General features: G+C 49.4%; 11 protein-coding genes. 4 read left to right on the forward strand and 7 right to left on the reverse strand.

Annotated elements, in window-relative coordinates; genetic code table 11:
* Positions 1–214: calponin homology domain-containing protein (locus NIES593_RS24660; protein ID WP_217651950.1), on the reverse strand; the 214-nt coding region annotated here is incomplete at its 3' end.
* 36 nt (positions 215–250) lie between these two features.
* Here NIES593_RS24660 and NIES593_RS17465 point away from each other — a divergent pair.
* Positions 251–2,938: a bifunctional acetate--CoA ligase family protein/GNAT family N-acetyltransferase gene (locus tag NIES593_RS17465; protein WP_073600839.1), complete on the forward strand. Its 2,688-nt coding sequence runs from the start codon at positions 251–253 to the stop codon at positions 2,936–2,938.
* A 202-nt stretch (positions 2,939–3,140) separates the two neighbouring features.
* Here the strand turns inward: NIES593_RS17465 and NIES593_RS17470 are convergent, their stop codons facing one another.
* Together NIES593_RS17470 and NIES593_RS17475 are read right to left on the reverse strand one after the other, a co-directional pair.
* The gene (locus NIES593_RS17470; RefSeq protein WP_073600797.1) at positions 3,141–4,472 is read right to left on the reverse strand and encodes a PrsW family glutamic-type intramembrane protease; all 1,332 of its coding nucleotides are present in this window, start codon (positions 4,470–4,472) and stop codon (positions 3,141–3,143) included.
* A 117-nt stretch (positions 4,473–4,589) separates the two neighbouring features.
* Positions 4,590–5,726 (reverse strand): HetZ-related protein 2, encoded by a 1,137-nt coding sequence (locus NIES593_RS17475; protein ID WP_073600840.1) that lies wholly within the window; start codon positions 5,724–5,726, stop codon positions 4,590–4,592.
* Positions 5,727–6,053: 327 nt separating this feature from the next.
* Here NIES593_RS17475 and NIES593_RS17480 point away from each other — a divergent pair, with 327 nt between their 5' ends.
* From NIES593_RS17480 to NIES593_RS17490, 3 genes are all read left to right on the forward strand, one after another.
* Positions 6,054–8,144 (forward strand): acylase, encoded by a 2,091-nt coding sequence (locus tag NIES593_RS17480; RefSeq protein WP_073600798.1) that lies wholly within the window; start codon positions 6,054–6,056, stop codon positions 8,142–8,144.
* A 95-nt stretch (positions 8,145–8,239) separates the two neighbouring features.
* Positions 8,240–8,902 carry a phycobilisome degradation protein NblB gene (gene nblB / locus NIES593_RS17485; protein ID WP_073600799.1) on the forward strand — a complete coding sequence of 221 codons (663 nt, stop codon included), beginning with the start codon at positions 8,240–8,242 and terminating at the stop codon, positions 8,900–8,902.
* A 181-nt stretch (positions 8,903–9,083) separates the two neighbouring features.
* On the forward strand, positions 9,084–10,163 hold the full coding sequence (locus NIES593_RS17490; RefSeq protein ID WP_425432545.1) for a tetratricopeptide repeat protein: 1,080 nt from the start codon (positions 9,084–9,086) through the stop codon (positions 10,161–10,163).
* Here the strand turns inward: NIES593_RS17490 and NIES593_RS17495 are convergent.
* The 4 genes from NIES593_RS17495 to NIES593_RS17510 all read right to left on the reverse strand — a co-directional run bounded on the left by NIES593_RS17495 (position 10,160) and on the right by NIES593_RS17510 (position 18,856).
* Positions 10,160–11,137, reverse strand: coding sequence for a glycosyltransferase family 2 protein (locus NIES593_RS17495; protein ID WP_073600800.1), 978 nt, complete (start codon positions 11,135–11,137; stop codon positions 10,160–10,162). The genes NIES593_RS17490 and NIES593_RS17495 overlap by 4 nt on opposite strands.
* Positions 11,138–11,406: 269 nt before the next feature.
* Complete coding sequence (locus tag NIES593_RS17500) at positions 11,407–12,396, reverse strand: cysteine synthase A (protein ID WP_073600801.1); 990 nt, start codon at positions 12,394–12,396, stop codon at positions 11,407–11,409.
* An 89-nt stretch (positions 12,397–12,485) separates the two neighbouring features.
* A complete protein-coding gene (locus NIES593_RS17505) occupies positions 12,486–13,016 on the reverse strand; it encodes a hypothetical protein (protein ID WP_073600802.1) in 531 nt (176 codons plus the stop codon).
* 107 nt (positions 13,017–13,123) lie between these two features.
* The gene (locus tag NIES593_RS17510; protein WP_073600803.1) at positions 13,124–18,856 is read right to left on the reverse strand and encodes a translocation/assembly module TamB domain-containing protein; all 5,733 of its coding nucleotides are present in this window, start codon (positions 18,854–18,856) and stop codon (positions 13,124–13,126) included.
* Between the last annotated feature and the right edge of the window lie 59 nt (positions 18,857–18,915).

The raw sequence follows: 18,915 nt of genomic DNA on the forward strand, positions 1-18,915 counted from the left end.
AAGCACGGTTTTGGAGAGCAGTGGAGGGGGCGACCTCTTCACTGACTTTAATCATAAGGACAGAAGGCATCAGACAGCTATCGGTCTTGGGAATCAGAACTGCTGATGAGGGAGAGGAAGTAAGACCGAAGGGTGGACGTAAGTCTGTTTTGAGGCATTTCCCTGTGAACTCAGAAGCCCACACTAAGCTGACGCTATAGTGTGGGTAATTCACGATGACAATCGGTTCTCGTTGGTAGAGGCTAAAGCAGTGAGCCTGAAAAACCTAGAGTATCTTTTCGAGCCGGAGTCGGTGGCTGTAATCGGAGCCTCGCCTCGCCCTCGCAGTCTTGGGGCGCTGGTGATGCAAAACCTTTTAAGCGGAGGCTTCTGCGGTCCAATCTTGCCAGTCAATCCAGAATACAACGCCGTAGCAGGAGTACTTTGCTATCCCAACATTGCCAGCCTTCCCCTGACTCCAGAGTTGGCACTCATCTGCACGCCCTCAGCAACAGTCCCCGAAATCATATCAGAACTGGGCGATCGCGGAACCAAGGCAGCAGTAGTCATTACAGATGGAAGCGACAGACAAGCCGACTCAGCAGGGGATTCTCTCAAGCAGGCAATACTCGCTGCGGCACGACCCTATAATTTGCGCTTACTCGGTTTTCACAGCCTCGGTCTTCTCGTGCCCAAGATCGGTCTCAATGCTAGCATGGCTCACCTAAACGCGCTAGCTGGAGAAATTGCCTTTGTGTCTCAGTCGAGAGCAATTTGCACAGCTGTGCTGGACTGGGCAAAATTTCGGCGGATTGGCTTTTCTCACTTTATCTCTCTGGGAGATAGTGTAGACGTTAACTGCGCAGATGTACTGGATTACCTGGGCAGCGACCCTGGCACGCGAGCAATCCTTTTGTATGTCGAAGCTATCCGCTCGGCACGGCGCTTCATGTCGGCAGCCAGAGGTGCAGCCCGCAATAAGCCCGTGCTGGTACTCAAGGCAGGACGGTTGGCAGAACCAGCGCGAGCCGCCACTCCCCATGCGGGAACGATGGCAGACGTTGATGCCGTTTACGATGCAGCTATTCGCCGAGCTGGAATGCTGCGAGTATTTGATATTAAAGAACTGTTTGAAGCGGTAGAAACACTAGCCCGTCTGCGATCTTTTAGGGGAGATCGCTTGGCAATCTTAAGTAATGGTAGAGGACCGGGAGTCATGGCGACGGATTCTTTAATCTTAGGAGGCGGGCAACTAGCCGAGCTGTCTGAGGAGACTGTCGAGAAACTCAAGGCAGAGCTACCTGTCGCGTGGTCTCCCGGCCATCCAGTCGATCTAAGTGCAGAGGTGGATAGCGATCGCTACGCTAAGGCGCTCGACATTCTCATGCAAGCTCCCGAAATCGATGCGATTTTGGCGATGCACCACGTGCCGACTGCGATCGCCCCCAGCGAAGAAACAGCAAAAGCGATAGTAGAAGCGATTCGCTCGAAAAAATCTCAGGTACTCACCGTTTGGATGGGCGCGGAATCCGCTATGATAGCTCGCGTTCATTGCATCGTAGCAGGCATTCCGACCTATGACACCCCCGATGAAGGGGTGCGAGCTTTCTTGCATCTGGTTCGCCATCGCCACAATCAAGAAATGCTTATGGAAACGCCGCCATCGATTCCAACTGAGTTTACCCCCATAACGGCAACTGCACGGCGCATCGTTCGGCAAGCCTTGGCTGAGGGGCGCAGAATGCTGAGCGAACCCGAATCAAAAGCCGTACTGGCAGCCTATGGGATTCCGATTGTCGAGACGCGGGTAGCAGCGACTGTCGAAGAGGCGCTGCGCATGGCGGAGGCAATCGGCTATCCGGTAGCGCTCAAAATTATCTCGCCTGAGATTGCCCATAAATCTGAGGTAGGGGGCGTGGCATTGAATTTAGACAATCCCGAAGTACTACGGCTAGCTGCCGAAACCATGCGATCGCGCGTGGCAGAACTGCGTCCGGGAGCTAGCATCGCTGGCTTTGCCGTGCAATCGATGATTCGCCGTCCCAATGCTTACGAGCTGACTGTCGGCGTTAGCACAGATATTATCTTTGGTCCGGTCATCTTGTTCGGTCAAGGGGGTAAAGCGGCAGAGGCACTCAACGATCGCGCGGTAGGATTGCCGCCCTTGAACGCGACCTTAGCCGACGAGTTGCTCTCCCGGACTCGCATCGCGCGGTTGCTGCGAGAAAATCGCGATCGCGCAACAGCCAATCTCGATGCTATTCGCCTGACGCTGATTGAGATCTCTCAGCTCATCGTCGATCTTCCTGAAATTGTCGAGCTAGATATCAATCCGCTCCTAGCGGACGAGCGAGGAGTTATCGCCCTAGATGCCCGCATTGCCATCGAATCTGCAACACTGCCGGGTTCGGCTCGTCTCGCCATCCGTCCTTACCCGCGCGAGTTAGAAGAATACGTCGCTCTCCGGTCGGGTCGCAAGCTGTTGATTCGCCCAATCCGTCCCGAAGACGAACCAGCCCATTACGAACTCTTTGAGCACTTTAGCCCCGAAGATATCCGCTTCCGCTTCTTCAGAATGGTGAAGCCATTTCCTCATTCGGAGATGGCTCGTTTTACCCAAATTGACTACGATCGCGAGATGGCGTTTATTGCTACAAATGCCGACGACCAAAACCATCCAGAAACGCTGGGCGTAGTACGCGCGATCGCCGATCCCGATAACCAATCCGCCGAGTTTGCCATTATCGTGCGATCCGATCTGAAGCGTCAGGGAATGGGACGCGCTCTACTCGAAAAAATGATTCGTTACTGCCGCGACAAGGGCATAAAAGAGCTGGTAGGAGAAATCTTGGCTGATAATGTTGCCATGCTTGCTCTGGCTAAAAGCCTGGGCTTTGAGCGTCATCCCACAGAAGATCCAGATCTAGTTGCAGTGCGACTGCGATTGTGGGAAGATTGACCAATTTGTCCTTTGTCATTTGTCAGTTGTCATACCAATTTTCAGGTTTTCGCGATCGACATTCTTCTCCCCTCTCCCCAATTGGGAGAGGGGTTGGGGGTGAGGGCGATCGACTATCTGTGTCATTAATGAATGAAAAATGATATAACGAAGGCGACTATCCAAACTAAAGTCAAGCGCAGTATTTCGATCTTCTGTCCGCTTAATTAGACGAACCCAAACGAGTGGGTAAATCCTGGGCGCGAGTGGCAGAAATTTGGCGGGCTTTGAGGATAGCTGAGATGAGAAAAGCATAGGCGAGGACCCCTGCCGCACATTGTAGAACGCTATCCATGAGGGCATTTTGACTGAGGATATCGGCTGAGTTCCAGAGCGTGTGGAGAAAGGATGAACTCAGATAGCCGATGGCGAGAAGTTGCCAGCGCTTGCTTGGCTTAAGGGCGCTCAAGCCGATAAAATAGCCGAAATAGCCGCTATAGGCGACGTGAACCGCGATCGCTCCCAAGATTCGCGGAATGAGCAGTTGCAGTCCGGCTAATTCCCCTCCCCGTTGTATTGCCATTTGTACGTATTGTCCGAGGGTTTCATCGAGAGTAAAACCAATGCCAGAGGCAGCTCCTAATAAAATCCCATCGAGCGGTTCCCACACGCCAACCCGCTCTCGCAGCGGAGAGCGCAACTGACGACCGATGAGATAAAAGGCAAACACGGGCAAAGATTTGGTGAATTCCTCTAGCAATCCCGCCCCAAAAAACATTCTGACGAACCAATCAATCGGATTGATGGCTGCACCTTGTTGGCGCAGCGCAGATAACTCTTCGATATTTCCCGGCAGAATATAGCGGAAGACGTGGGCAAATAAATTAAACAGGGTTAGATTAAAAATCATCGTGGCGATCGCCGTAGCGACGATCGCCCACCAAGCTTTGTGACGACCGCAAAGCCGATCGATGACATAGTAACAGGCACTAGCCAAAAACACTCCCAACAACCACATAAATGCAGCAGGATTCGTTCCGACATAATTGAACATCAGAACGACAAAAAAAACTGTGACCGCACCCGGAATCATCAGCTCTCGCCAGCGCAGATCGCTTTGAGTGGAAACGATCGGGATCAGTTGAGTTAAACTAAGCTCGGTGCCGAATCGCCCTCGAATCGGTATGCCAGTAGTCGTCTTTGCCGAATGGGTTTGAGACTCGAAGAGAAATTCCGGTCCTTGGTGACCGAGTTTGATGAGATCGCCGGCTTTGAGAGTCTGACACTGATAGAGGCGTTGACCGTTTATGTAAGTGCCGTTAGAACTTCCTAAGTCACAAATCTGCCAGCTATTACTCAATCCTACCGGGCTAATCTTGGCGTGCCGTCGAGAAACTCCTTGATAGTGGGTAGAATCCAGGATCACCTGACAATCTGATTCTCTGCCGATAACGATGGATTGACTGCCAGAGAGTTGATAGAAAATCGGTCTAGTACCTGGAACGATTTGAGAGACCTGTTTGAGAAAGGGCTGATGGCTGGACTCTTCCATCATCTGACAGATAGGGAGGAATACAAAATATTGTTATGCTATCGATTGTATATTAGCGATCGCTCTAGCGCCCTACTTGTCTTGACTTTTGTACAATAGCTATCCTCTTTGAGAAAAATCTTAAGAAGAATCGCCGCGTAACTCTTGAGCCATCAGATAAAGCTTGCTCCATTCGCCGAACAATTGACTTTTTTTCCAGCCTAATTCTTGGGCGATCGCGTCCAGACCTTGTCCTACTTTCATCTGTTCGACGATCTGGCGCTGGATAGGAGTTAATTGCTGCCAAAACATTTCCCACTGTTTGGGCGTTAGTCCCAGATTATGCTCTCTAGGAGAGATTTCGAGCCAATTAGCAACCAATTCGGGATTTCCCTTCATGGCAAAGACGCGAATGGCATGATAGCCGATTTTTTCGCGCAAGCGATAAACTTGCTTGATAGGCAGATTTAAACTCTGGGCGATCGCTTCTTGGGAACGTCCCTGAAGATAGAGCCTCAGCCACTGCACCGCCTCCTGACCGACTTTTTCGGCTAAATGGGCTTCAAATTCTTGTTGGACTCTGTGGCGCAAAACTTGCTTTTCTTCCCAGGTTTGGGTTTCTTGGTACTCGGCGATCGCTCTCGCATCTAGCAAGCTGACGGAAGCATCCGATTCATCAGAATTAATTTCTTCAGAAATCAAGCGCACCATCTCTTTTTGAGGGACTTGGGTCATTCCTCCCCTTTGGGTGCGGCGCAGATAATTGACAAAGCGATAGACTAACAAAGGCTGGTTGCGAACGGGGCGCAGGCAATATTCTTCAATGCTAGTCAGGAGTAAACTGTTGCGTAACCTTTCGTTCTTCGTACATCGAGCAATCCAGGCAATTTGTCCTTGAATGTAGCGATCGCTATTGAGCATCTCTTGAATCACTTCTTGGAGAACGTCATTAACCGCCCGTTGGCGATCGCGACTGAGGGCAACCCAGGTGCGAATTTTATTGCGCAGCATGACGATCGAACCCAAACGATTGATGAGGTTGCGATAGGCTTTTGTCGGGTGAACGTTTAGATAGCGTTGGCACAAAATTCGATAGCGATAGTCCATCCCTTGCCGCGCGATCGCCAATCGCTCTGGCGCAAAGTCTTCAACTCGTGCCCGATCTTCTCCCAGTAACCAGTTAATAATACTGTCTCGCTCTCGTTGGGGTTGTTCGGGTTGGTCTTTTAACAAGCGAGAGTGCCAAAACCGTTCTAATTCTTCTGCGACCTTATTCATGAGATTTACTGCTGCTGGGTCACATTCTTTAAGATAGGGCATGGGGCATGATAATAAGCAATAGCTCCCTCAATATCAATAATCGCAACCATTTTGCTCCTGAGTTGCTATAGACGTCAAAAACAAGTATGTACGGAGCATAAAACAGCCATTATACCCTCTTTTTTATTTATCTTTCTTTTTTTTAGCTCTCTTCTTTGCCTGCGGCATCTCAAGAGTTCTCGATCGAGATAGAGAAAATAATTTTTGATTTGATTTTGTTCAAAGTCTAATGCGATCGATCGGGTCTATCATTATTGGTTGAGCAATTAATCAAGACCGAATCGAATGCTTTTAAAGCGATTGGCTTTTCTTTTACTCATCAGCTTGACGTTAGCTGTCTGTATCATCGTCAAAGCACCCGTTCGCGGCATCAGTCAAACCGAAATTCTCTGGGATAGTTGGGGAGTGCCTCACATTTATGGAAGAGATTTTGAAAGTCTTTTTAAAGCGTTTGGTTGGGCGCAAACCCAAAGTCACGGGAATTCGATTCTACGATTGTACGGACAAGCGCGGGGACGAGCAGCCGAATACTGGGGAGCGTCGTACCTCTCTTCGGATCGCTATGTCAAAACGATGGGAATCCCAGCTAGAGCGCAGCAATGGTACGAAGGACAAAATACAGAAATACGGCGCTATTTGGACGCTTTTGCCGCTGGAATCAACGATTATGCTCAAAAACATCCCCAAGAAATTGACGAGACCGTAAAAGTCGTCTTGCCCGTCAGTGGAGTCGATATCCTTGCCCACCTCCAACGGGTGATTCATTTCCATTTTCTCGCCAATCCGCAGCAAGTCGCTTCGCTCAAAACCGTTCCCATGCGGGGAGGGTCTAATGCTTGGGCGATCGCGCCGGAACGTTCCGCTAGCGGCAAGGCAATGCTGTTGGCAAATCCCCACCTTCCTTGGTCAGATTTTTATCTGTGGTACGAAGCCCAATTATCTGCGCCAGGAATGAATGCCTATGGCGCGACCTTGGTAGGAATGCCCGTTCTGGCGATCGCTTTTAACGACAATCTCGGCTGGACGGTGACGGTTAACCCCATCGATGGGGCGGATATCTATCAACTCACGTTAAAAGATGGCGGCTATCTTTTCGATGGCAAAGTACGTCCTTTTGAAAGCGAAACCCAAACTATCACAATTAAGCAAAAGAATGGCAAGTTTCTAGAAGAGCAACTCAAAATCGAGCGATCGATTCAGGGAGTCATCGTTGCCAGACAAGGAGACAAAGCCTTTGCCCTGCGAGTTGCGGGACTCGATCGCCCCAACGGTCTTGAGCAGCTCCTGCAGATGGCAAAGGCAACTAACCTCAAACAGTTTGAGGGAGCATTAGAGCAATTACAGCTACCGTTATTCAATATTCTCTATGCCGATCGCCAAGGACAAATCCTCTATCTCTTCAACGGCGAAGTTCCCGTCCGTGCCACTGGAGATTGGAACTACTGGCAGGGAATTATCCCAGGCGACACGTCCAAGACATTATGGTCAAAATATCACGACTACAAAGACTTACCCCGTCTTCTCAACCCACCTAACGGCTGGTTGCAGAATACCAACGATCCGCCCTGGACGAGTACTTTTCCTACTCTACTCGATCCGAAGAATTATCCATCCTATCTCGCCCCTTCGTCTCTAGCAGAAGCGAGTAATCTTTTGCGTTCCCAGCGCTCCATTCAACTGATCGAGGAAGCCGATAAGCTCAGCTTTGAGGAAATGCTCGCTCGCAAATTCTCTTCTCGCCTGGAACTCGCCGATCGCATCTTAGAATATCTAATTCCCGCCGCGCGGTTGCTTTCAAATCCGCTCGGACAGGAAGCGGCAAAGGTGCTGGAAACCTGGGATCGGCAAACTAATGCCGATAGTAAAGGGGCAGTTCTCTTTACTTTGTGGGCACTTACGGCGAACCCTTCCCAGTTGTTTTCTAAGCCCTGGAACGAAAACGAGGCTTTAAGCACCCCGACGGGATTGGCTGACGTGAATAACGCCTTGGCGATCCTCGAAGGAGTTGCCGCCCAAGTCCAACTCCTCTACGGTTCGCTGGATGTATCCTGGGGCGAGGTAGTAAGGCTACGATACGGCAAGCAAGATTTACCCGCTAGCGGCGCGCCCGGAGAGTTAGGCAGTTTCCGAGTTCTCGACATCGCGACGACTAAAGACGAACGCTTTTCTGTCGTGGCAGGCGATAGCTATATTGCCGCGATCGAGTTTGGCAATCCGATTAAAGCTAAAGCGTTGACTGTCTATGGCAATGCCACGCAACCGAATTCTTCCCACGTGGGCGACCAGCTCTCTTTATACGCTGGCGGCGAATTGCGCCCTGTCTGGCGAACTCGCAAGGAAGTCGAGGCACATCTGGAATCGCGGCAGGTTTTTTAATAGCGGGCACAATAGTGGTAAATTCTTAGAAAGCTATTTTGAAAAACCACTTTTTTCAACCGATCGATCGAACAAAGGCTTTAAGATTTTGTTTTATGAGTATTACTCCTGAATCCGTTCAAAAATTACTCAATTCAGAGGATTATGGCGATCGCATCAGAGGAATCAATCAATTGCGTCAGCTAGATTCCGAAGTAGCATTTGAGATGATCAAACCTTTGGTAAACGACAACAACGCCCGCATTCGCTACGCAGCAGTAAGCCAGTTAGATACCTTGGGCAAACACGATTTAGAAACTTCTTTGGAGTTGTTGCGCGATCGCTTGTATAACGACCCGGAAATCGATGTCAAAGCTGCTGCTGCCGATGCAATTGGAGGATTGAAACTAACGATAGCTTATGAAGACTTGGACAGGAGTTATCACCAAACTCCTGATTGGTTGCTTCAATTCAGTATTATCGCAGCGTTGGGGGAGTTGGGCGATCCGCGCGGATTCGACTTGCTCAAAGAAGCATTAGAAAGCGGCAACAATCTGCTAGTAACAGCCGCAATCAGTTCTTTAGGAGAATTAGGGGATTCTCGTGCCGTCGCACTTTTAACTCCGTTTGCCACGGATGAAGATTGGCAAGTACGGCATCGTTTGGCACAAGCATTGGGTCGCTTGGGAGGAGACCAAGCGCGTGCAACCCTACAACAGTTGGCAACAGATAGCGTCGAACTGGTTGCGCGAGAAGCAACAAATAACCTCGCTCAATAGTCATTAGCAGTCAGATATCGATGCCAATTTAAAAAATGATTGCGATAAATAGATGGTTTAAACCCTAATGAGAACCGTCTTTGCAATCCAAAATTCAAAATGGGATGAAAGCGTTATGATGGGCAACGTTCAAAGCGATCGCAACCAGACCAAAACGGCATTCGGGCAATTTCTCTCTCAAATGATGCTGCCCCTGGCAATTGCTTGTTTAGCGAGTGGATTAACCGCGATCGCTCCCTTAGCGGCACAAGTCGAACGTCCTTTACCATCGAGCCAGCAACAAAAAGAACAGCTTTCCGAGCTACTGCGTTTGGGACGCGAATATGTCGATGCAGGAGATTACGCTAACGCGATCGCGATTTACGAACGAGCCGCCTATCTCGACGGACAAAACCCCAAAATTTTTTCTGGAATTGGCTATTTGCAGGCTCGTCAGGGAAATTATACCGCCGCAGCCAAAGCCTATCAACAAGCCCTATCCCTCGATCCGAATAACCCGGAGTTCTACTATGCTTTGGGCTATAGCCTTGCCAATGCTGGTGATTATGCGAATGCGGCAGTTGCCTACTACTATGCAGCAAAACTCTCTCCCAAAGATGTGAAAAACTATATCGGCTTGGGCGTAGTATTTTTACGTCAGGGAGATTACGCGCGAGCAACCGAAGCCTATCAACGAGTAATCGCCCTCGATCCGAACAATCAGCAAGCTCATGAAATCATGGGCGCTGCATTAGTACGGCAGAATAAAACTGACGAAGCCATTCAATTTCTGGAAAGCTCGTTACGGCGATTTTCTAATAGCAGCGAGTTGCGAGTGCAACTAGCAACTGCAACCTTAGCTAAGGGAGATACACAAGCCAGCTTAAATCTTTTGCAGGAAGCAGAACGGCTAGATCCTAGCAATATGGCGGTACAAATGAGAATTGGCAGCATTCTAGAAAAACAGCAAGATCTCAATGGTGCTCTAAGAGCCTATCAACGAGTTTCCTCGCTAGAACCCAAATCGATAGAAGCGCGGATGGCAATCGGTCGCGTTATGCTGGCACAACAGGATTATTTAGGTGCGGTAGTGACATACAAGGATGCGATCGAACTCGATCCGCAAAATGCCGATGCCTATTACAATCTCGGAGTAGCCTTAAAAGCCAGAGGGCGAAACGCAGAGGCTAAAGAAGCCCTCAATAGTGCCAAACAAATTTACCAGAGTCAGGGCAATAGTGAAGGCATAGCAAAAGTAGAAAAATTATTGCAGGAGTTTTAAGAATTCGACCTGCTTGTTTTCTCGAACGGCTCGTCAAATCCCTCGACTTCCGCTAAAGTATAGAGCGGTCTGCCTTTGACCTCTTCATAGATCCGTCCGATATATTCGCCTAAAATACCGATACAAATAAGCTGAACCGAACCGATAAAAAAGACGGCGATCGCGATCGTAGCAAATCCAGTTACGGGAGAATTCGGTTCGAGCAAGCGCCAATAGAGAATCAAACATGCCATCAAAATCGAAAAAACAGCCGAGATTAACCCTAAATAACTCGCCAAGCGCAAAGGAATTCTGGAAAAGGAAACTAAACTGTTAATGGCTAATGACAGGGATTTGCGAAAGGTGTATTTGACCTCTCCAGCAAATCGAGGATCGCGCTCAAACTTTACCGCCGTTTGTCGAAAACCAACCCAAGACCGGAGTCCCCGAATATAGCGATTGCGTTCCGGCATCCGATTGAGCAAATCTACTACCCGCCGATCCATTAGACAAAAATCTCCCGTATCGGTTGGAATATTAACATCGGCGAGAGATTTCAGCAGGCGATAAAAAGTATAGGCGGTAAAGCGCTTGAACCAACTCTCTTGATGGCGTTTTATCCGTTGAGCGTAAACGACTTGATACCCCTGCCGCCACATTTCAATCATATCTGGAATCAACTCTGGCGGATCTTGTAGGTCGGCATCGAGAACGATAACAACCCGACCTCTAGCAAAATTAAGACCAGCGGTCACTGCCACTTGATGTCCGAAGTTTCTCGCCAAGCTCAGATAACACACCCGTTTATCCCGCTGATGCAAGTCTCTCATCATTTCTAGCGACTTGTCCCGGCTGCCGTCATTAATCAAGATTAACTCGGTTGGACTATCTAACCGATCCATGACAGCACTCACTCGACGGTATAATTCGGAGATGTTTTCTTGTTCGTTATAAATGGGAATAACTAGGGAGTATTGGGGGAGAGGTGCTGGCATAGATAGAGTTGTGATTCGGTATCGTTCCGACCGGGCGGCATTCAGTCTATCAGTCTATATGTTATACCTGTGTAGGCTATAAAAGCATGGTTGTTTAATTTGCCCTGTAGCTTTTGGCATCATGCCTGTAAGCTGCCGAAACTGTTTCAACAACTATTTTGTCCATTCGATTCGTTGCTGGAGCAAGTATTGCCTAAATTCAGCAACGCCCAAGAGGTCTATACATACTATGACTAATTAAACCGATTGGATATCAAGCGCGATCGCTATTATTTAACTTGCCAATGTTCCGGCCAAAGTCCCTTAGCCGCTAGCCACTCTTGGTTAAACAAGCGAGACTGATACCGCGCCCCACCATCGCACAGAACGGTAACGATCGTATGTCCGGATCCCATCTGTTTGGCTAAGGCTACCGCTGCTCCCACGTTAATCCCTACGGAACCGCCCATAAATAAACCATCTTCGTACAGAAGTTGGTAAATTACCCGTACCGCTTCTTTATCGTCTATTTGAATTGCATCGTCAATGGGAGCGCCTTCCATATTAGCAGTGATGCGACTATTGCCAATGCCTTCTGTAATCGAACTCCCTTCAACATGAATTTCTCCAGTCTTGACGTAACTGTAAAGACCGCTGCCCATCGGATCGGCTACGATGCATTTAATATCGGGGTTTTTCTCCTTTAAAAACAGAGAAACCCCCGCATAAGTGCCGCCAGTTCCCGTCGCAGCCACCCAGGCATCGATTTTGCCATCGGTTTGCGCCCAAATTTCCGGTCCGGTCGTTTCGTAGTGCGCTCGTCGATTGGCTAGATTGTCGAATTGATTTGCCCAGATCGCATTTTCCATCTCCTGCGCCAAGCGTCCCGACAGTTTGACATAATTATTAGGATCTCGGTAGGGAACGGCTGGTACGGTGCGAACCTCTGCCCCCAGGGTTCTCAACAGGTCGATTTTCTCTTGCGACTGGGTATCGGGAATAATAATGAGGCATTTATAGCCCTTGGCGTTGCAAATATGAGCTAATCCAATCCCCGTATTGCCAGCCGTTCCTTCTACAACTGTCCCTCCCGGTTTTAGCTTCCCTTTTTCTTCCGCATCCTTGATAATGTACAAAGCAGCTCTATCCTTCACCGAGCCACCTGGATTGAGAAATTCTGCTTTTCCTAAGATTTCACAGCCAGTTTCTTCGCTGAAGCTGTTTAACCGAATCAGGGGTGTATTGCCAACCGTGCCGACGAAACCGTCTTTGATGTCCATATTCCTCGAATGACTTGCTAATTTCCAGATTAGCGAATAAACCTGTTTAAAAAACTAGAAGGTGGGCATTGCTCAAACCTCATCTAGATCTAGCCCAAAGATTGTTGTGCTAGATAGTGACTCACTCCCTCAGCCATCTGCAACAAGTTAGGTTCGATCTTACTGGCTAAGAACTTTTCGACAGCTCGCGTCACTTGACCTCTGAAGATCTTTGGCACTGCCTTAAGTTTTTCTGGGTCGATCTTCAGTTCGCCCCGGCTTTCAATAAGCGTCGTGCCGTTCTCTTCGAGAAAGCGATTTTTCCCCGAACAGCGAACGGCTTCAGTGAAAGCATGGGTTTCAATCCGCCACTCTACAGTAAAGTCAGACTCATTCCAGATATCGTATTCTGTCCATGAGAGAAGCTCTTCACCCAGCCAAGCCCTTAATAACGGAGGAATCTGCCCGCCAGCGTGCCACTCGTTGACGCTGTAAACTTGCCCTTCTGCTTCAGAGCGGGACTTGATTTTGAGAAAACGCACGTTAGGCAGGTAAGGCACCAGCTCGATTAACTTGTCTCGGTAAGTGGCATAGACTAGGGGACGGGGAAAAGAAAGGCGGGGAGTTGTATGGATTAACATAGCTACTAGGCACGCTGGAAAATTGATAGGATTCCCAAAACCATGACAAAAAAGATTGGGATGATAATAGTTAGCCTACCAGATAGAGAAAAGTTAGTAGCCCAATTCTAAAATCGCGTTTGATACTCGACTTTAAACTCATTGAACGTATAATCGTAGGAAACGCCGACAAATGAATCTTCGCCTACTCGATAACTGGTTTGTATGAGGGGGAAAAGGCGCAGATCTGAGGAACCCACTAGGTTTCCTACGGTATTTTCGACATCGTAAACAACTCCCTGTAATGCCATAGGCAATGCGAGTTGAATTAAACCGTACTCCAAAAGCTGATCGGTGTTTAGGTTTTGTAGAACCTCCGCCACGGAAAAGAACTGTTCGCCCAAGAGACGGACAATTTCCCCATCAGTTCGGCTAGGATTGCTAGACAAATCTACGGCAGGATTGCTAAGCAACTGCGCGTTCGACTGACCTCTGGCAGCGATCGCTTGGAGGCAGGTTTGTAGGCGTTGTAACTCTTGTTGGGAGAGGGTTCTCTGCCCAGGAATCGACGGCAGGGAAGCGGGTTGGATTTGGCAAACTTCAGCGATATTTCTGCCCAAACCGGGCACCAACTGACTGAGCTGCCCTTCTACGCTTAGAGTGATGTCAATTCTTCTGACTCTGCTGAGATTATCGTCGGGAATCTCGTTGCTAAAATCGGTGCGCTGTTGCCTGGCGTTGGGAAAATCGGAGACGATGGTTCTCATTCTCAAATCGAGGTCTGGGTCGAGCAAACCTTGTCGTCTATTGAAGACGATAACATTCCGATAGCGGCGATCCAAGAGAAAGCGAGTTTCCAAAAAACTAACCCTTCCTCGGTTTAAGGTAATCGTTCCCTGGGGCTGCAAGTTGTTGAGATCGTTAACAGGACCGCTCAGCGCTAAAGCACCGCCAAAATCAAACCGATACAAGGGCGCATCCACCGACAATCTTTCTAGAGCAACTTGCAAATTGTCGAGTCTCGGCACAAAAAGCGCGACATCGTTCCTGCGAGGAGGGGAAGCGGGTTGCCTGACGATGGGAATGGCTGGAGCATTGTTTGCCGCCTGTTGTTGCGGAACGAAGACTTGACCGTCGCTCAAGCGCACTTGTCCTGAAATTGCGGGCACAATCGCTGCACCCGTTACCGTTACTTTGCCATCGATTCCCCCTCGGTAGAGATTGTCTAAATCGATTTGTCCTTGCTCGATCGCAATCGTCAGGGGATTGACTGCATTGGGATCTTGGCGACTGAGGGGAGTAAAGAGGGGCAGAACGCCAGCCGCCGTCAGCCTGCTTTGGGCAAAGGTTCCTTCTAACTGCTCGACTCTCAGGAGTTGGTTATCAAGCGCGATCTGAGCATTGACATTTAGCGGCTCTGGCAAAGCCGCACTCCTGAGCGTGGCATCTTGGAGAAGCGCTCGACCGTTAGCCGTCAAGTCGTACATCCTGAATCCTTCGCTCAAATCCAGTCGTCCGCTGGCTTGTAGCGCCACTTCTCCTTCGCCACCCAACCAGGATACCTGTCCTTGGGTGAAGACTTCTATTAATGAAAGGGCTGCCGTACCCAGCTTGAGATCGATCGCGACGCGATCGTCGGTTTCTGGTGCGGTTGGATAGGGAACGCTGGCATAGAGCTGGATTGCCGAGTCATCGGTGGTGCGGAATTCTAAGCGGGAATTGACATAGTTAAAATTGCCTGCCAGAGTGCGATCGATAAGCCGACCGCCAAACGAAGCATCGGTGAAGCGATACTCTCCCTGAATCTTCGGAGCGAGCAAGTTACCCGACAAAGCTGCTCTTGCCTTGAGGTTGCCCGCGATATCTACGGGAAGCTGAATGAAACTATTAACCGTATCGACCGATAAATTTTCGACGACCAATTCTGACGGTTGTAGGCTTTGCGTGGCAGGGATAAACCCTCCTGCAAAAGACGCGATCGAGTCTCTGATTTTGACTCGTGCTGGTTCTACCCGAACTACGCCATTTTGCAGGCTGCCCTGAAGGACGATGTTATCGATGGGAATTATCTGCGTATCTGCCGTAACTAATCCCAAGGGTTCGACTATCGTGGCAAAGGTCGGTTGGGGATGCCATTCCCAGTTATTTCCCTGGAACTGAAAGTTGACTTGGGGATTCTGGAGCGTTCCGGCTACGGTAATCGTCGTGTCAAAGGCTCCGCGAATATCTAACTCGGTGGGAACTCCGCCTGCTTCTCTTTGGGCGACGAGTTCTCGAATCTTCTTATCGATCGCCCACAGCCGATTGACTTGCTCGGCTATCGAAGCATTGGCATTGCCCCTAGATTCGGGTTGAACTTGCTCGGCTGCCGCGTAGTAAGGTTTCTGGAATTGCAGGAAGCTAACTAGGGTCGGAACGTCATAAATTTGTAGGGCACCCAGAACATCTTCCATGTAGCCTTCTTCGGCTTCCAGTCTTCCTCTAATGGCTCCCGACGCGAGGTTGATGGCTCCTTGTCCCTCGTAGCGGCTTTTGTCGAGCTGCAAGACGGCGCTATTGAGTTGGGCGATGTTATTTTCATAGATAAAGCTGGCATTGAAGGCTCTGCCTTTGCGGTTGCCGATGCGGGGTCGGTCGATCGCGATATCGCCTCTACCAGTCAGCGTCAAGAGATTGATGTCGAGATTGGCGCTCAATTGTCCCTCAAGCGTTCCCAGAATTCCGTATTCCTCGACAGGCGCAATATTTAAGAGTTCGAGGGGGAAGTTTTCCACTTGAGCGACCAAGCGATCGCCAACTCGTCTCCCTTGGGCAATAATTTCAGGCAAGCCTTCCGTAGTTTGTCGCACTTCCCAGAAAGATACCAAATAAGGAGCGGGACAGTTGCGACGAGTGCAAGGATCTAGGTTCGCAGCGATAATATCGTCTTCGCCTCGTAAATTGAGGGCGATTTCCCGTCCTGGGGCAACGGTAACGGGTCCGCTTAAAACGGGGTCGAAGGGTCTGTCGTTGAGGGTAAAGTCTTCTAGTCTTAAATTGCCCGCGAGGAGAAAATTGCCCGGTGCTGTCGGTGCGCTCAGTAAGTTTTTGCCCACCAGACGACCTTGAAATTGACCGTCTCCGGTTACATCCAATCTCTGCGGTAAGAGCGACCGTCTGACGGGAACGAGGGCGATTAATTCCGTCAGCGGCAGGCGATCGAAGTCGGAATTGGCTTTGACATTTAAGTTGCTGGCAATATCTGGGGCAAAGAAAGGATTGGAGACGAGAATCGTGCCGTCGGCATTGAGATTGAGGGTTCGATCTCGCAGGCGCAGCGCAATGGTTTCAGCTTTGACGGGGAGAGATGCCCGATCTTGGAAAAGAGGTGCAATACTACCAAAGAGGCTTACTAGACCATCGAGATTGGCAAGTTTTTGTTGTTTTAGATTGGGTTGGATGCGATCGAGAAGTTGCGACGTATTGAGATTGTTAGCCAGAATGTCGGTTTGCCACAGATTATTATTCAACTGAGCGGCAGCCGTGACGCTCCCATTGGCGACGGCTAAGCGAGCATCTGCCGTTGCCTTGAAGCTACTAACATCGGGGGTAGAATCTAACGAAGCTACTAAAGCAGCTAAGTTTCCCGTCAAATTAATTTGACCTCTTCTGACTTGAGTCGGAAACCCCAAATTGGGAAGTAATTTCGTCAGGGAGACTTGCCCCATTGTCGCGACGGCTTCTAAAAGACCGTTTTCTAGCTTGCCCGAAGCGACTACTTCGCCATCGGCAACGTCGAGTAAGGCATCAAGATCGGCTTGAAAATTTCTCGCCGCAACGGTCGAACCTTGTAATAAATCTTTGAGCGAACCGGAGAGATTTACTCTCGTTTGTCTTATATTAACAGGGGCGGCTAGATTGGGAAGAAAAGGATTGAGAGAAATTTGAGACGCAACGACAGAAGCCGCGATCGCGCCTTTTGATAATTCGCTTCTGAGGGCAACTAAGCCCTTTTCGGCTCGTACTGTCAGAGCGGCAACTCCTTCTAGTGTAGCGGGATCGAAAGAATCTAAGCGCCCTGACAACAAGACATTGGCAGTTTCTAAATTCGGGTTCGTCGAGACGGCATAAGAGCAGTAGGCAGAAGGATTTTCGGCACAAATTGGCGAGAGGAAAGGGGCTAGCGAGATAGCGTTCGCCCTGGCGACAGCTTGCCATTTCTTGCTGTCGAGATTACCCCTGCCCCTGACAACAGCCTGTCCTTCATCAGTCTGAAGGACGGTATTGCGAACCAAGATATTTTTTCCGACGAGAAGGACTTCTCCCCTTCCAGCTACGTCAACGTTAGGAGTGGTTGCCCTGGGAACTTGCCATTTGAGAAAGGCGGTTGGCTTATCATAAGTTCCGCGCACTTGAGCTTGGGCAGTCAGCCTGCCGATGGTCGTATTCTTGGGCAAGCGATAGTAGGGAGCCAAGACTTCTTGTGTTGGTAATTGTGCCCTAAGATTCAAGCTCAAGGGCATCTTGGCAATATCGATGGGTTGGTTGTCTTCTAATGCTTTGCGAATGCTGGTTTCAATTGTGCCATTCGCACTAATTTGTCCGCCTGCGCTGGGTCGAATTTGCAAACTCTGAAGCACAATTTTGTCTAAATCGGCTTGAAAATTTGTATCGATCTGCCTGATTCGAGTTTTATCGATCCGAAGCGATTTAGTATTGCTAATCGTCCCCGTCACTAAGGGGTTTTCGACTGCTCCCCTCAGTTGTAAATCGGCTTGCAATTCTCCATCCACTCTCACTGGCGAAGTAACCGAGATCGTCCTCAAGAGATTGGAAAGATCGAAGGGGTTGACTCTGACATTAAGATTCAAGCCTTTTTCCCAATCGACTTCGCCGTCGATACGAGTATCGACGACCTGTCCGATCCTAGCGCTAGCTTGTTCGATGAAGACTTTTTGTCCTTGCAGGCTAAGAGCGAGATTAGCTCGAACGGGAGCTTCGAACGATTCGATCTTGGCTTCGATTTGTTGGAGGTTAAGATTGCCTTGTCCGCGAGTCTTTTCTACCCTATCAAAGGATGGCAAACTGACGTTTAAGTTGGTATCAAAATTCCCTCTGTTGAGTTTGACGGGCGAGTTGGGGATAAGAGAGACTAATTCAGCTAGGGCTAATTTTTCGACAGCAAGTTCGACTTGAGTTTTTCCCGTCTCAATGACTGTTTTGCCTTTTGCGTTGACTTGGCTGTTGAGGACGGTAGCATCCACATCATAGCTAATCTCACGTTTTTCACCGTCGATATATCTTCCGCCACCATTGAGTTGAATGGGAACCGGGCGAGTCGTTCCGTAGGGACGAAGGGCAATATCGCCATCTCGAATGCGAACGTTGATATCGAGATCGATGGGCAGTTCTTGGGCTTCTCTTTGCTCTAATTCAAGGTCGATCCACCTTCCCGTTTTATCTTGGTCGAGATAGATATTCGGATCGTCGATCTCGATTTCGATTGGGAGAGGCTGTCTCAGTAGTAAGGGAAAAGGATTGAAGCCAACTTCTATCGATTGTAGCGAGAGGCGATCGCGATCGCTTGCGGTGGCAGGAAGAGAAGAAGCGCCAATGCGAACGCGATTGAGCGTCCAAGCTAGGCTTTCCACCTCGCCGACATCGACGGGACGTTTGAGCAACTTACTGAGTTCTGCCTCCAGGAACGGAGATAATTGCCGATCGATAAAATATCTAGCCGCAGCATAACCAATGGCTGCGATCGCGATCGCCGAGACCCCGATGACCAGCGTAGCCGGATGTCTGGTTAGGCGAAGCATGCTAGCCCAAAGATTTCGGCGCTGGTTTGGCTCTGGCGGAGGGTTTTGGGAAGAATTAGTCATCTTTGCTATCTCGCCAATGCTGGGATTGCTTTCGTCTGGGTAGAACCTTAAAGAAAGCT

This window comes from Hydrococcus rivularis NIES-593 (assembly GCF_001904635.1).
GTDB lineage: Bacteria > Cyanobacteriota > Cyanobacteriia > Cyanobacteriales > Microcystaceae > Hydrococcus > Hydrococcus rivularis.

Excerpts from the sequence above, each read along its gene's own strand:
- NIES593_RS17490 (WP_425432545.1), top strand. The coding sequence starts at position 9,084 with ATGATGCTGCCCCTGGCAATTGCTTGTTTAGCGAGTGGATTAACCGCG.
- NIES593_RS17505 (WP_073600802.1), bottom strand. The coding sequence starts at position 13,016 with ATGTTAATCCATACAACTCCCCGCCTTTCTTTTCCCCGTCCCCTAGTC.
- NIES593_RS17500 (WP_073600801.1), bottom strand. The coding sequence starts at position 12,396 with ATGGACATCAAAGACGGTTTCGTCGGCACGGTTGGCAATACACCCCTG.
- NIES593_RS17480 (WP_073600798.1), top strand. The coding sequence starts at position 6,054 with ATGCTTTTAAAGCGATTGGCTTTTCTTTTACTCATCAGCTTGACGTTA.
- NIES593_RS17475 (WP_073600840.1), bottom strand. The coding sequence starts at position 5,726 with ATGAATAAGGTCGCAGAAGAATTAGAACGGTTTTGGCACTCTCGCTTG.
- nblB (WP_073600799.1), top strand. The coding sequence starts at position 8,240 with ATGAGTATTACTCCTGAATCCGTTCAAAAATTACTCAATTCAGAGGAT.
- NIES593_RS17510 (WP_073600803.1), bottom strand. The coding sequence starts at position 18,856 with ATGACTAATTCTTCCCAAAACCCTCCGCCAGAGCCAAACCAGCGCCGA.
- NIES593_RS17495 (WP_073600800.1), bottom strand. The coding sequence starts at position 11,137 with ATGCCAGCACCTCTCCCCCAATACTCCCTAGTTATTCCCATTTATAAC.
- NIES593_RS17470 (WP_073600797.1), bottom strand. The coding sequence starts at position 4,472 with ATGATGGAAGAGTCCAGCCATCAGCCCTTTCTCAAACAGGTCTCTCAA.